Source organism: Ensifer canadensis (genome assembly GCF_017488845.2).
Taxonomy (GTDB): Bacteria; Pseudomonadota; Alphaproteobacteria; order Rhizobiales; family Rhizobiaceae; genus Ensifer; species Ensifer canadensis.
Map to the genome: position 1 here is coordinate 1,084,430 of NZ_CP083370.1, position 14,152 is coordinate 1,098,581.

Annotated in this window: 10 protein-coding genes; 4 read left to right on the forward strand and 6 right to left on the reverse strand. The window is 60.8% G+C overall.

All coding sequences use genetic code 11. The features are described from left to right. Positions 1-27: 27 nt before the first annotated feature. Positions 28-480, forward strand: coding sequence for a DUF2155 domain-containing protein (locus J3R84_RS05265; RefSeq protein WP_025426634.1), 453 nt, complete (start codon positions 28-30; stop codon positions 478-480). A gap of 357 nt (positions 481-837) precedes the next feature. On the opposite strand, the gene aat is transcribed toward J3R84_RS05265, so the two are convergent. From aat to J3R84_RS05290, 5 genes are all read right to left on the reverse strand, one after another. Continuing rightward, entirely contained in the window at positions 838-1,452 is a 615-nt protein-coding gene (aat, locus tag J3R84_RS05270) for a leucyl/phenylalanyl-tRNA--protein transferase (RefSeq protein WP_025426635.1), read from the reverse strand. A 9-nt stretch (positions 1,453-1,461) separates the two neighbouring features. Then, on the reverse strand, positions 1,462-2,805 hold the full coding sequence (accC, locus tag J3R84_RS05275) for an acetyl-CoA carboxylase biotin carboxylase subunit (RefSeq protein WP_025426636.1): 1,344 nt from the start codon (positions 2,803-2,805) through the stop codon (positions 1,462-1,464). 12 nt (positions 2,806-2,817) lie between these two features. Next, positions 2,818-3,282: an acetyl-CoA carboxylase biotin carboxyl carrier protein gene (gene accB, locus J3R84_RS05280; RefSeq protein ID WP_025426637.1), complete on the reverse strand. Its 465-nt coding sequence runs from the start codon at positions 3,280-3,282 to the stop codon at positions 2,818-2,820. A 23-nt stretch (positions 3,283-3,305) separates the two neighbouring features. Beyond that, positions 3,306-3,752, reverse strand: a complete 447-nt coding sequence (gene aroQ / locus J3R84_RS05285; protein WP_025426638.1) for a type II 3-dehydroquinate dehydratase — start codon at positions 3,750-3,752, stop codon at positions 3,306-3,308. Between the two features lie 118 nt (positions 3,753-3,870). After that, on the reverse strand, positions 3,871-4,638 hold the full coding sequence (locus J3R84_RS05290; protein ID WP_025426639.1) for a DsbA family protein: 768 nt from the start codon (positions 4,636-4,638) through the stop codon (positions 3,871-3,873). A gap of 536 nt (positions 4,639-5,174) precedes the next feature. Here J3R84_RS05290 and J3R84_RS05295 point away from each other — a divergent pair. Next, positions 5,175-6,287 (forward strand): pyridoxal phosphate-dependent aminotransferase, encoded by a 1,113-nt coding sequence (locus J3R84_RS05295; RefSeq protein ID WP_051509202.1) that lies wholly within the window; start codon positions 5,175-5,177, stop codon positions 6,285-6,287. Between the two features lie 163 nt (positions 6,288-6,450). On the opposite strand, the gene J3R84_RS05300 is transcribed toward J3R84_RS05295, so the two are convergent. After that, positions 6,451-9,261, reverse strand: coding sequence for an Rne/Rng family ribonuclease (locus tag J3R84_RS05300; protein ID WP_057211416.1), 2,811 nt, complete (start codon positions 9,259-9,261; stop codon positions 6,451-6,453). A gap of 759 nt (positions 9,262-10,020) precedes the next feature. Here J3R84_RS05300 and J3R84_RS05305 point away from each other — a divergent pair. Together J3R84_RS05305 and J3R84_RS05310 are read left to right on the forward strand one after the other, a co-directional pair. After that, entirely contained in the window at positions 10,021-11,262 is a 1,242-nt protein-coding gene (locus J3R84_RS05305) for an N-acetylmuramoyl-L-alanine amidase (protein WP_057211414.1), read from the forward strand. A 357-nt stretch (positions 11,263-11,619) separates the two neighbouring features. After that, positions 11,620-14,073 (forward strand): penicillin-binding protein 1A, encoded by a 2,454-nt coding sequence (locus J3R84_RS05310; RefSeq protein WP_025426643.1) that lies wholly within the window; start codon positions 11,620-11,622, stop codon positions 14,071-14,073. Positions 14,074-14,152: the final 79 nt, after the last annotated feature.

Here is a 14,152-nt window from a genome sequence, read left to right on the forward strand (position 1 = left end):
TGCGAAGCGCGCGGGAGACAGGCGGGAATGGCGGGTTCTTATCTGCGGAAAACAATCGGCCAGATGTCGAGCCGGCTCTGTGTCGCTGCGCTTGCCGCGCTGCCGATGATTTCCTCGGCCGGTACGGCCGAGGCCGCGCGGGTAAACAACGCCGTCGCCGTGTTTTCCGGCATCGACAAGATCACCGGCCGCATCACGACCTTTGACGTCTATATCGGTGAGACCGTCCAGTTTGGCGCCCTGCAGGTAACGCCGCGCGTCTGCTATAACAGGGACGACACGGAAGCTCAGAAGATCACCACCTTCGTCGAGGTCGACGAGATTACGCTTGACCGCAAGATCAGGCGGATCTTTACCGGCTGGATGTTTGCCGACAGCCCCGGCCTCAACGCCGTCGAGCACCCCGTCTATGATGTCTGGCTGCAGTCCTGCAAAGCGACGTCGGACCTGCCGCCACCGGATACTGCCTCCAAGAGGTAGCCTTGCCTGGCAGGCGCCCTTGAACGCGGCTGCGATATGCCCTCAATTTTTCTGTGCCAACCCGCTCTTCGGTGCGCCGGAACGAGCGTGCACAACGGGCGGCGGTGGACCATCTCGTGATGGTTTCGCTTCGCGGACGTCCGCACCGGCCATGCCGTGACAAGCCGTCCGTAATGTCTTGGAAGTCCAGTAGAATAGCTCCCGCAAATAAATTTGGCAAAACAAAGCGATAGAGCGGTTGCGCGACTCCTTTTGTGAGCGGGCGATGCTCTGGCGCGGACATCCCTGGGCACTTTGAAGGGTCTGAGACGGGGTGGAAATGGGCGTTTGCACCGGGGGCTCAGGTCGACGATGAGCTCAAAACGATAGATCCGGAGAGTTCATCGCATTGGCGAGCATGATCTCATACTCCGCCTTCGGCACGTCGATCGCACCGAAGGACTTGAGATGCTCGGTCGTGAACTGGGTGTCCAGCAATTCAAAGCCCTTGGCGCGCAGGCGCTCCACCAGATGCACGAGGCAGATCTTGGACGCGTTGGTGCGTCTGGAAAACATGCTTTCGCCGAAAAATGCCGAGCCGAGTGAGACGCCGTAGAGACCGCCGACCAGCGCATCGTCCTCCCAGGCTTCGACGCTGTGCGCGTAGCCCATCGAGTGAAGCGTGGCGTAAAGCGAGCGGATCTTGTTGTTGATCCAGGTGGTCGGGCGATCCGGCGCCGGCGCGGCGCAGCCTTCCATCACGGCCTCGAAGGCGGTGTTGAAGCGGATGTCGAAGTGGCTCTTGCGGATTGTCTTTGCAAGACTGCGCGAGACGTGAAAGCCATCGAGCGGAATGACGCCGCGGATTTCCGGCTCGACCCAGAAAAGCTCTGGATCGTCAGCCGAATCGGCCATCGGAAACAGGCCTATGGAATAGGCGCGCAGCAGCATGTCCGGTGTTACGTCGGGTTGCTTGCTGCGCGTCCCTTTCAATGCACGGTCCTATTCGGACGTCGTGGCCAGATGGTGCTCCAGCCAATGGATGTCGTATTCGCCGTTCGCGATATCCTGATTGTTGATCAGGTCCTGGAACAGCGGCAGCGTCGTCTTGATACCATCGATGACGAATTCGTCGAGCACGCGACGAAGGCGCATCATGCATTCGACACGGGTCCGGCCATGGACGATGAGCTTGCCGATCAAGCTGTCGTAGTAAGGCGGGATACGGTAGCCCTGATAGGCACCAGAATCGACGCGAACGCCGAGACCGCCCGGTGCGTGGAAATGCGTGATTGTGCCCGGCGAGGGGACGAAGGTGCGCGGATCTTCGGCATTGATACGGCACTCGATCGCGTGGCCGGAAAACACGATGTCTTCCTGCTTGACCGAAAGCCCGCCACCCGATGCGACGCGGATCTGTTCGTGCACCAGGTCGATGCCGGTGATCGCTTCGGTGATCGGATGCTCCACCTGGAGGCGGGTGTTCATTTCGATGAAATAGAACTCGCCATTCTCGTAGAGGAACTCGATCGTGCCTGCGCCGCGGTACTTCAGCTTTTTCATCGCATCGGCGCAAACCTGGCCGATCTTCATGCGCTGCTCGACGTTGAGGGCAGGGGAGTTTGCCTCTTCCCACACCTTCTGGTGGCGCCGCTGCAAGGAGCAGTCACGCTCGCCGAGATGGATCGCATTGCCTTCGCCGTCGCCGACGATCTGGATTTCGATGTGGCGCGGCTTGCCGAGATACTTCTCCATGTAAACAGCGTCATTGCCGAAGGCCGCAAGCGCCTCGGAACGAGCGGTTGACACGGCCTCGTCGAGGTCAGCCTCGGTCTTGGCGACTTTCATGCCGCGGCCACCGCCGCCGGCGGTCGCCTTGATCAGAACCGGGAAGCCGATCTTGCGCGCGGCTTCGAGGGCGTTCTCAGGCTTCACTTCGCCGTCGGAGCCCGGAACCACGGGGATGCCAAGTTCCTGCGCCGTCTTCTTGGCGGTGATCTTGTCGCCCATGATGCGGATATGTTCCGCCGTCGGACCGATGAAGGTGATGTCGTGGGCGTCGAGGATTTCGGCGAACTTGGCGTTTTCCGACAGGAAGCCGTAACCCGGGTGCACGGCGTCAGCGCCGGTGATTTCGCAGGCGGCGACGATCTGGTGAATGTTCAGATAGCTATCGCGCGACGGCGGAGGACCGATGCAGACGCTTTCGTCGGCCAGACGCACATGCATGGCGTCGCTGTCAGCCGTGGAATGGACGGCCACCGTCGCGATGCCGAGTTCCTTACAGGCGCGCAGTACGCGAAGGGCGATTTCGCCGCGATTGGCAATGAGAATTTTCGAGATCATCGCAGCGCCGCCTTATTCGATTACGATCAGCGGCTCGCCATACTCGACGGGGGCTGCGTCCTGGACGAAGATTTCGGTCACCTTGCCCGAACGCGGGGCAGGGATCTGGTTCATGGTCTTCATCGCTTCGATGATCAGGACCGTCTGACCTTCCTTGACCACGGTACCGACCTCGATGAACGGGCGGGCGCCTGGGGCCGGCGCGAGGTAGGCCGTACCGACCATCGGAGCCGTTAAGGCGTTTTTGGAATTGCGGCTGGTCTCGGCCGGAGCGACAACTGCAGCGGGCTGCGCAGCGTGGACGGCCGGCTGGGCCTGGTAGGTCGGCATCGACATGGCGACCGGCGTGCCGGCGCGCGATACGCGGATGCGGAGGTCTTCCTGCTCCACTTCGATCTCGGTGAGATCCGTGTCGTTCAGGATATTGGCGAGATCGCGGATCAGCGCCTGGTCGATACCGGGTTTCTTGTCAGCCATGGGATATGAGCCTCGTGTTCTTTTTATTTCGACGTTTCTGTCAGGTTCTTTAGCGCATGCAGCGCCAGAATGTAACTCTGCGCGCCGAAACCGCAGATGACGCCTTTGACCGCCGGGGCGATCATCGACTTGTGGCGGAATTCTTCACGCGCGTGGATGTTGGAAAGATGCAGTTCGACCACCGGGATGCCGATTGCGCGGATGGCATCGTGCAGCGCGATCGACGTATGGCCGTAGGCTGCCGGATTGATAGCGACGCCCGCCGCCTTTTCGCCGGCCTCATGCAGCCAGTCCACAAGCGTGCCTTCGTGGTTGGATTGCCGAAAATCGACCTCCAGTCCCAGCGTCTTGCCTTCCGTGGTGCACATCGCCTCGATGTCGGCGAGTGTCTGGCCGCCATAAATCCCCGGTTCGCGCTTGCCGAGCGCATTGAGGTTGGGGCCGTTCAGCACGAAAATTTTGGTGGGCATGCGGGATTCCGGTCCAGTGATAGAGGGTTACCTATAGACTGATGGTCCCGCGAGGAAAAGCCCTTTGGGTCCTCGCGGGATTTGTCCACAGTTGGGACGGGACGGCCAATGCAGGCGGTCAGCAGGCGGTCTTGCCGCAGCTGCGCATATTGGACACTTTGGTGCTGATTTCCTCGGCACCGACGGCTCCGAACACCGCCTCGTTGCCAATCACGTAGGAGGGCGTGCCGGTGATGCCGAGATCGTTGGCAAGGGTGTAGGCCTCGCGTACCGCGGCATCATGCGGCTCTTTTTCCATCTTGGCGCGCAGCTGCTTTTCGGTGACGCCGAGCTTGCCGGCAACGGCAATCGCCGTTTCCTCGGTTGCGCGGTCCTCGCCGCCGAGCAGGGCCCGATGGAACTCGCCGTACTTCTCCGGCGCGGCGAGACGGAATGCAGCGCTGACCTTGTGGGCAGCCAGCGAATCCGGGCCGAGGATCGGCAATTCCTTCAGCACGAAGCGGATGTTCTTGTCCTTCGACAGGATCTCGTCCATGTCCGTCAGCGCACGTTTGCAATAGCCGCAGTTGTAGTCGTAGAACTCGACGACGGTGACGTCTCCATCAGGATTGCCGAGTACCATGTCGTAGTCTGAGTTGAAGATCGCCTTCTTGTTTTCGGCGATCGCACCTTCAGCTGCTTCCTGCTGCTTGGCGCGCTGCTTTGTAGCCAGCGCCTCCTGGACTTCGAGCATGATTTCCGGATTGGCGAGCAGGTATTCCTTGATGAAGGCGCCAAACTCTTCCTTCTGTTTCTGGTCGAGCGCGAGTGCGCTTTGCGGCAAGCTGACCCCTGCCATGAACGCGGCGAGCGTTCCGGCGGCAATCATTTTCGTGCTGAAATTCATTTCTACCTCGTTGTCTCTGCCTGCCCTGTCTGTCGTCCATGTCGCGATACGGCGTCAATGCGCGCTTGTAAAAGACAACAGGAATCTCCAACACCGCAACACGCGGGCAGCATAGGGTGGGCTCCGGCGAAACGAAACGGCAAAATCGGCGGAAATACGGCGCTCGCGCACTTGTGAAGCTTTAAACGATCGGGCAAGGGGGCGGCATGTAGTACCAATCTGTGCTGATATTGACCCATTGCGTCGGAGCGATCTTGGTTTCTGGCGAGGAGACACCATGTGGTCCGGTGAGGATTGTCGACGCTATCCGGAGGCCAGAAGCGCCCGGCCCTTCGGGCGGGCCTTGTGCCGGCCACGGCAGCTTCACAATCCTCGACCGATGCCAAGGCATCGCTCGGCGGTACGCTCCCGCCCGGATGACCGCACACGGTCCCAAACAATAGGTCAATATCAGCGCAGGTTGGTATAGGCCGCTTCTTGAGGATATTACCTTGGTAGAATTGTCGAACCGCAGTGCTATCGAACCCTTTCATGCCATGGACGTGCTGGCCGAGGCAACGCGCCGACGCGACGCCGGCCATCCGGTGATTTCGATGGCTGTCGGCCAACCGGCGCATCCTGCGCCGAAGGCGGCTTTGGATGCGGCGCGCAAGGCGCTCGAGCATGGCCGGCTCGGCTACACCGACGCACTTGGCACCTTGTCTCTCAGAACCGCGATCGCCCGGCACTATCAAAAGCGCCACGGTATAGCGCTTGACCCGCAGCGCATTGCCGTGACCACCGGGTCGTCAGCCGGGTTCAATCTTGCCTTCCTCGCGCTTTTCGACCCCGGCGATTGCGTCGCAATCGCGCGACCCGGATATCCAGCCTACCGCAACATTCTCGCAGCGCTCGGCCTGACGGTCGTGGAGGTCGAGGCCAATGCCGAGAGCGGCTTCACGCTGACGCCGGAAAACCTGGCGCGTGCTGCCGCGAAGATCGGGCGCCCGCTGAAGGGCGTGCTTCTGGCGAGCCCGGCCAATCCGACAGGAACGGTCACGGGCAAAGCGGGGCTCAAGGCGCTTGCCGACTACTGCCGCGCCGAAAACATCGCCTTCATCTCCGACGAAATCTATCATGGGCTGACCTTCGCCGGTGAAGAGGCAAGTGCACTGGAGGTGACCGACGACGTCTTCGTCATCAACTCCTTCTCCAAATACTACTGCATGACCGGGTGGCGTATCGGCTGGATGGTGCTGCCGGAACTGCAGGTTCGCGGCTTTGAGCGTATCGCCCAGAGCCTCTACATTTCGCCGCCGGAGCTGTCGCAGATCGCGGCGGAGGCGGCGCTCGGTGCGCAGATTGAGCTCGATGGCTACAAGGCGGCCTATGCGGCCAATCGCGATATGCTGTTGAAGCGCCTGCCGGAGATCGGCTTTTCGATCGCGTCACCGATGGATGGCGCTTTCTATGCCTATGCGGATGTCAGTCGCTTCACCAATGACAGCATGGCATTTGCCCGGCGGATGCTGGCGGAAATCAACGTGGCGGCAACGCCCGGCTTCGATTTCGATCCGCTTGAAGGGCATCGTACGATGCGGTTCTCCTATGCCGGATCGATAGCCGACATGACCGAAGCGATGGAGCGGATCGCCCGCTGGATCGCCTGATCCTCTGTGGTTTCATCGAGTTGCGGCCTTTTCCAGACTCTTTTTGCGAAGCCCTTGATTCAAACTCGCAGCGAATACACGCTTTCGATTGTCTCCAAACGGAAACGAAAAAAGCCCGGACCAAGGTCCGGGCTTTTCTGTTCGTCCGAAGTTCAGGCGCGGCTTAGAAGAAGCCGCGGCGCTGCCACCATCCGCCCTTCTTGGGCTTGGACTGGTCTTCTTCGGTGCCTTCGTTCTTGTTCGTGACCGTCGAGGTCAGCACCGGTTCCGATGCGATCGTCGAAAGGTCGCGGTTCGCTCGAGCAGGCTTGCCTTCTTCGAGGTCAGCGGCCGTTTCTTCGATTGCTGCCGGCACCGGCTCAGCCGCTTCCGGCTGTGCTTCGACCGCGGTCTGTGCTGCCTCGTCGGCACTGACGACAGGCTCCTCAGCCTTGACGGCCTTCTTGCGTGTACGCTTCGGCTTGGCGGCCTTCTCGACGACCGGTTCCACTGCTTCCGCGACGGTCTCGGCTTCGGCAACGACGGCTACCGCTTCGACCTCGGCTTCTACGGGTGCTTCCGCGTCGCCTTGCTCGCCCGCTTCGCCGTCGCCGGATGCAGCAGCCTGCTCCTCGCCTTCGACTTCACCTTCGCCGAGTTCTGGTCGGTTGCGACGGCCACCGCGCTTGCCGCGACGGCGACGCTTGCGCTTCTGTTCGCCATCGGCGGTCAGCGCATCCGTATCGTTTTCGTCCTCGTCGGCATCGCTTTCGGATGCGTCATCGGCATCTTCAGTCGCATCGGCGTCCTGTGCGGTCGCACCTTCCGCCTGCTGGCTGCCCTTGCCGCGACGGCGGCGACGACGCTTGCGCTTGCGGCCGTTCTGATCGTCGGCCTGGGCCGCAGCCTTCGGCTGCTCCTGGCGCTGTTCGACGACGACTTCTTCTGCTTCTTCCTCGTCGAGATCCTCTTCGATCACGATGTCATCGTCTTCTTCGGGCTCGGGCTCGAAGTGCAGAATCTGTTCGATCTTGACCGGGTTTTCGACCGGCTCGCCGCGATCGATCGCGAAATGCTGCGCGCCGACATGGGCGTCAGCCTCGATGATGATCGAGACGCCGAAGCGCTGTTCGTAATCCATGATCGTGGCGCGCTTCTGGTTGAGCAGATAGAGCGCGATATCGGGGATCGTGCGAACGGTGATGTTGTGGGTGGTGTTCTTGAGCAGATGCTCTTCGATACCGCGCAGGACATGCAGCGCGACCGAAGACTGCGAGCGGACGTGACCCGTGCCGTTGCAATGCGGGCAGGTCTGCATCGTCGATTCGAGCACCGAAGCGCGAATGCGCTGGCGCGACATTTCGAGCAGACCGAAGTGCGAGATGCGGCCGACCTGGATGCGGGCACGATCGTTCTTCAGGCAATCTTTCAGCCTCTTCTCGACAGAGCGGTTGTTCCGCTTTTCTTCCATGTCGATGAAGTCGATGACGACGAGGCCAGCAAGGTCGCGAAGCCGCAGCTGACGGGCCACTTCTTCGGCGGCTTCCAGGTTGGTCTGAAGCGCCGTGTCCTCGATCGAATGCTCGCGGGTCGACCGACCGGAGTTCACGTCGATCGAAACCAGGGCTTCCGTCTGGTTGATGATGATGTAGCCGCCCGACTTCAGCGTCACCTGCGGCTGCAGCATCCGGTCCAGCTGCGCCTCGATACCGGAGCGCGAGAAGATCGGATGCACGTCGCGGTACGGCTGGACCACCTTGGCGTGGCTCGGCATCAGCATCTTCATGAAGCCCTTGGCTTCCTTGTAGCCTTCCTCGCCGGAAACGACGATCTCGCTGATGTCCTTGTTGTAGAGGTCGCGGATCGAGCGCTTGATCAGGCTGCCTTCCTCGTAGACGAGGCAGGGGGCCGTGGAGTTGAGCGTCAGCGTGCGGACGTTTTCCCAAAGGCGCATCAGATATTCGAAGTCGCGCTTGATCTCGACCTTGGTGCGGTTGGCACCGGCCGTGCGCAGGATGACGCCCATGCCCTGCGGCACTTCGAGGCCACGCGCAATTTCTTTCAGGCGCTTGCGGTCCTGCAGGTTGGTGATCTTGCGGGAAATGCCGCCACCACGGGCCGTGTTCGGCATCAACACCGAGTAGCGACCGGCGAGCGACAGGTAGGTCGTCAGCGCTGCGCCCTTGTTGCCGCGCTCTTCCTTGGCGACCTGAACGAGCAGGATCTGGCGACGCTTGATGACTTCCTGGATGCGATACTGCTTGCGCGGCTTGCGGACGTGACGATCCGGAACCTCTTCCATCGCGTCTTCGGCGCCGACCGACTCGATAATTTCCTTTTCGCCGTCGTGGTTGTCGTCATCATCGTCGTCGTCATCGCGACGGCGGCGGCTGTCGACGTCTTCCGAGACCGAATCGGTGTCGACCATGGCGGCCATCTCGCCACCATTGCTTTCTTCGCCGGCATCGGCCTCTTCGGTCGCTGCAGCTGCAGCGGCCTCTTCGGCGATTCTCGCCTTGGTGCGGCGTGGGCGCTTCGGCTTTGCCTTGGGCTTCTCGGCGGGCGCATCGACCTCGACGACAGCTTCGGCTGCCGTCTCGGTGACGACTTCCGTTTCAGCGGCGATTTCCAGATCGACCGGAACGCTGAGCCCGCTCTGGGTCGGCGTTGCCGTCTCAACGTGCTCGACATCGTCGTCGCGGCGCGCTTCTTCGGCTTCCGCCTTCAACAGCGCCTGACGGTCGGCGAGGGGGATCTGGTAGTAGTCGGGATGGATTTCGGCGAAGGCCAGGAATCCGTGGCGATTGCCGCCGTAGTCGACGAAGGCCGCCTGGAGCGAAGGCTCCACTCGCGTTACCTTTGCCAGGTAGATGTTGCCGCGGATCTGTTTCTTGTGTTCCGATTCGAAGTCGAATTCTTCTATGCGGTTCCCGCGAACGACAACGACGCGCGTCTCTTCAGAGTGAGACGCATCGATAAGCATTTTCTCTGCCATCTAAGTTGTGCTCCTCGGCGCGACAACGGAACGGGCGGCAGACGTTCTTCCATGGGAAGACTGCCACTCGCGTCAGAGGTTGCGCCGGATGTGAAAGGTCCTGTCTGGTGCAGGTGATGGTGCAGCAGCCAGATGGCAGCCGGAACGGTTACGTTCCGGGGCCTCTTTACTTCTGACCGATACCGCTGAGTCAACATCAATGACCAAACAAGAATGCCAATGTCAAAGGCCTCATAAAGACCCGATGAATGCGCCCGCTTGCGGGCTTGCCGGTGAAAAATCACCGCTAAGAACTCCGGCCACCGCCGGAAATTTACGATCCAGTGTACGGGGAGGAAATGCAGCGACGGCGGATGAACACCTTGCGGCCGCGGAAAGATGATACGGTTGCAACCGGCAATTCCGGCTCGATCACTCCCTGGCGCCAAGCTCTGGAAAGCTCCGGCTGCCCGGCCCACGATTCTATCCCGTCAACACTTTCTCCTTGTGATGCTTTTATGTTTTCTATGTCACATTGGCAAGGGAAAAGCCTGTGCCGCCACAATAATGATCGATTCGCTTGCCCCGGTAGAGTAGGTCGGGGAACGGCGAATCATATGCCTTGGCCGCGTTGCGTAAGGAGCGCTGTCAAGCTTTGGTTAACCATAAGGGTTCATTGATCAAGGGATGTCGCGGTATGTGTGGGCGGACGCCCGGCGCTTTGACCGCTCGAATTTCGTGGATTGACGGAGAGACCGGGTGAAGCCTTCGGCTAATCATATGCACGCTTCACTGTTGTCGACACTGCTGCGCGGCGGCGCGCGCGTCGCGGCTTCAGTGTTCGTTGCAGGCGTCTTGATGATGACCGGACCGATAGCATACGCCGCCGAGTCGGCACCGTTTCTGGCATTCGGCGCACGGGTTGCCGGTGACGACGCGCGCACACGTGTCGTGGTCGAGTTCGACCGCAAACCCGACTTTTCCATTCATTATGTGGCAAACCCCGTGCGTGTCGTCGTCGATCTGCCGGAAACCGCCTTTGGCCTGAAGGCCGAGAGCCTCGAGCCGCGGGGATTGTTCGAGGCCATCCGCTATGGCGGCATGGGCGCCGGCAGTTCTCGCCTCGTGTTGTCGGCAAAGGGGCCGGTAGCGGTCACCCATGCCGAAGTCATCGAGCAAGAGGGCGGTAAGAGTTATCGCCTGGTCATCGATGCCGAGAAGGTCGACCAAACCCGGTTCGACGCGCTTCTTGGGGATCAGCAGTGGACGGGCTCGGTGGTCTCGGCAAAAACGGATCGGCCGACAATTGCACCTGCGCAAAAGACCGGTGCATTCGTGATTGCGATCGATGCCGGCCACGGCGGTATCGACACCGGCGCGATCGGCAGCGGCACCAAGACCGAGGAAAAGCATGTCACGCTTGCCTTCGCGCAGGAGCTTGTCGCCACGCTCAACCGCGAAGGCGGCATCGAAGCTTTTCTGACCCGCGACAAGGACGTTTTCCTGTCGCTGCCGCAACGCGTGCAGATCGCCCGCAACAAAGGCGCCAATCTGTTTATTTCGATCCATGCCGACACATTGAGACAGAAGGACATTCGCGGCGCCACCGTCTATACGATTTCCGACAAGGCGTCCGACCATCTGGCGGCCGACCTGGCGCAGCGCGAAAACCTTTCGGACGAGATCGCTGGCGTACCGCTCCAGAGCGAGCCGGCCGAAGTCGCCGATATCCTGATCGACCTGACGCGCCGCGAGACCCAGGCTTTCTCGGTCAACATGGCACGCACTGTCGTGTCGTCCTTCGAGGGGCAGATCAACCTCATCAACAATCCGCACCGTCACGCGGGCTTCCGTGTCTTGCAGGCGCCGGATGTTCCGTCGATCCTGCTCGAGCTCGGATTCATGTCGAACAAGGACGATGAGAAGCTGCTGCTCGATCCGGAATGGCGCAAGAAAGTGTCCGGCCTGCTCGCCGTTGCCGTGAAGCGCTACCGCGAACAGGCTGTCGCAAACGGCGGCTGAGATCCGGTCGCGATGATCTGTTTGACGGCGCAGCATACGATGTGATTTGTGTCGCCTCGGTAACAGCGATATGCTTTTCAACAGGATGCGCACTCGATAATCGGAAACAAGCCCTATTTTACGCACAATCCGGGACCTAACCCGAATTGCGCCCGGATTTGTTGGGAAACAGTGTTGATGCCCGGTGGCCCTCGCCATATGAGGAACTGGGTGGGCGCGTGTAGCCGCAATGCCAGACGATTTCTGATAGAAGCGTTTGGCCAGGCCGACGAAATGCGGACCGTTGGGACGGGAAGCGTCTCGATTGGCTTTTGCGGCCTGGCGATTGGACGATAATAAGGTACCGGTATCTGACTGATGATCAGACTGATTGGATATTTCTTCGGCATTGGTGCGTTCTTGCTGCTCGGTGTCGCCGCGGCCGTTGCCATCTATCTCGGCAGCGTCACCAAAGATTTGCCGGATTACGAGGTATTGGCGAAGTATTCTCCGCCGGTCACCACGCGCTTTCACGCCGGTAACGGCGCGCTGATGGCGGAGTACGCCCGCGAGCGGCGTCTCTATCTGCCGATCCAGGCGATCCCGGACCGTGTCAAGGCGGCATTCATTTCGGCCGAAGACAAGAACTTCTATCAGCACCCGGGCGTCGACATCACCGGTCTCGCGCGTGCCATCACCGTCAATCTCCAGAATTTCGGATCGGGTCGCCGCCCCGTCGGCGCGTCGACGATCACGCAGCAGGTGGCCAAGAACTTCCTGCTTTCGTCGGACCAGACGATCGACCGCAAGGTCAAGGAAGCGATCCTCTCCTTCCGTATCGAGCAGGCCTATAGCAAGGACCGTATTCTCGAACTCTATCTCAACGAGATCTTCTTCGGCCTCAATTCCTATGGCATCGCCGGTGCAGCACTCACCTATTTCGATAAATCGGTGACAGAACTGACCATCGCAGAAACTGCGTACCTTGCGGCTCTGCCGAAGGGTCCGGCCAACTACCATCCTTTCCGCAAGGTGGATGCTGCGATCGAGCGACGCAACTGGGTCATCGACCGTATGGTCGAGAACGGCTACGTCACCAAGACCGACGGCGAAGACGCCAAGAAGCAGCCGCTCGGCGTCAATCCTCGCCGCGGTGGCGCACATCTCTTCGCATCCGATTTCTTTGCCGAGGAAGTGCGTCGGCAGATCATTCAGAAGTACGGCGACAACGCGCTTTATGAAGGTGGCCTTTCGGTCCGTACCTCACTCGATCCGCGCATGCAGATCGCCGCGCGCAAGGCGCTGCAAGACGGGCTGCTCAGCTATGACGAACGCCGCGGTTTCCACGGTCCGGTCAAGTCGATCGAGATCGGCGGCGACTGGGGCGAGCCGCTCGGCAAGGTCGTGTCCTTGGCCGACGTGCCGGAATGGAAGCTCGCTGTCGTGCTTTCGGCCGATGGTCAGGGTGTCGAGATCGGCATCCAGCCGGACAAGGAAGCCTCCGGCAAGATCATCGCAGAACGCGTGACCGGTCATATCTCCGCAAAGAACATGCAGTGGGCCTATCGCTCGGCCGCTGGCGAACGCAAATCCGCCAAGTCGCCTGAAGGTGTGCTGGGCCCGGGCGACGTCGTCTATGTCGAGCCGTTGGCAGAAAAGGGTGAATACCGCCTGCGTCAGCCGCCGAAGGTCCAGGGTGGCCTCGTCGCGATGGATCCGCAGACCGGCCGCGTGCTGGCGATGGTCGGCGGCTTTTCCTACGGTCAGTCGGAATTCAACCGCGCGACCCAGGCGATGCGCCAGCCGGGTTCCTCGTTCAAGCCGTTCGTTTATGCTGCTGCGCTCGACAACGGCTATACGCCCGCATCCGTTATTCTCGATGCGCCGATCGAAATCGTTGCCGGTGGCCAGGTCTGGCGCCCTGAGAACTATGGCGGCGGCTCGGCCGGCCCGTCGACGCTGCGCCTCGGCATCGAGAAATCGCGTAACTTGATGACGGTTCGCCTTGCGAACGACATGGGCATGAACATCGTTGCCGAATATGCCGAACGCTTCGGCATCTACGACAAGATGCCACCGCTGCTGGCGATGTCGTTGGGCTCGGGCGAAACGACGGTGCTGCGCATGGTTTCGGCCTATTCGGTTCTTGCCAATGGCGGCAAGCAGATCAAGCCTTCGCTGATCGACCGGATCCAGGACCGCTACGGCAAGACGATCTTCCGTCATGAAGACCGGACCTGCGACAACTGCAACGCGGCTGATTGGGGCAACCAGGAAGAACCTGTCTTGACCGACAACCGCGAACAGGTTCTCGACCCGATGACCTCCTACCAGATCACCTCGATGATGGAGGGGGTGGTCCTGCGTGGCACCGCCGCCGGCAAGATCACGCTCGATCGCCCTGTTGCCGGCAAGACCGGCACCACCAACGACGAGAAGGACGCCTGGTTCGTCGGCTACACGCCTGATCTTGTCGCCGGCCTCTACCTCGGCTTCGATAATCCGGCCCCGCTCGGTCGCGGCGCGACAGGTGGCAGCCTTGCCGTGCCGATCTTCAACAATTTCATGCAGGAAGCCGTCAAGGGTTCGCGCCCGGGCAAGTTCGTGGTGCCGGAAGGCATGAACATGATCGCCGTCAACCGCAAGACCGGCATGGCGGCCTACGAGGGCGAGCCGGACACGATCATCGAAGCCTTCAAGCCTGGCACCGGCCCGGCCGATACCTTCTCGGTCATCGGCGGCCTCGACCAGTACGTGCCGCCGGAGGAAATTTTGAAGAATTCCCCGCAGGCAAACCAGGCTGTCACATCCGGTTCCAACGGCCTGTTCTAGGCCCTTTCCCAGTCTCCCGATGCCCGCCGCCTTTACATCAGCGGCGGGCATCGCTATTTGACGCTCACGTTAAATCGGG

Coding starts and splice junctions, on each gene's coding strand:
- J3R84_RS05305 (WP_057211414.1), top strand. CDS start 10,021: ATGCACGCTTCACTGTTGTCGACACTGCTGCGCGGCGGCGCGCGCGTC.
- aroQ (WP_025426638.1), bottom strand. CDS start 3,752: ATGCCCACCAAAATTTTCGTGCTGAACGGCCCCAACCTCAATGCGCTC.
- J3R84_RS05300 (WP_057211416.1), bottom strand. CDS start 9,261: ATGGCAGAGAAAATGCTTATCGATGCGTCTCACTCTGAAGAGACGCGC.
- J3R84_RS05295 (WP_051509202.1), top strand. CDS start 5,175: ATGGACGTGCTGGCCGAGGCAACGCGCCGACGCGACGCCGGCCATCCG.
- accB (WP_025426637.1), bottom strand. CDS start 3,282: ATGGCTGACAAGAAACCCGGTATCGACCAGGCGCTGATCCGCGATCTC.
- J3R84_RS05310 (WP_025426643.1), top strand. CDS start 11,620: ATGATCAGACTGATTGGATATTTCTTCGGCATTGGTGCGTTCTTGCTG.
- J3R84_RS05290 (WP_025426639.1), bottom strand. CDS start 4,638: ATGAATTTCAGCACGAAAATGATTGCCGCCGGAACGCTCGCCGCGTTC.
- accC (WP_025426636.1), bottom strand. CDS start 2,805: ATGATCTCGAAAATTCTCATTGCCAATCGCGGCGAAATCGCCCTTCGC.
- J3R84_RS05265 (WP_025426634.1), top strand. CDS start 28: ATGGCGGGTTCTTATCTGCGGAAAACAATCGGCCAGATGTCGAGCCGG.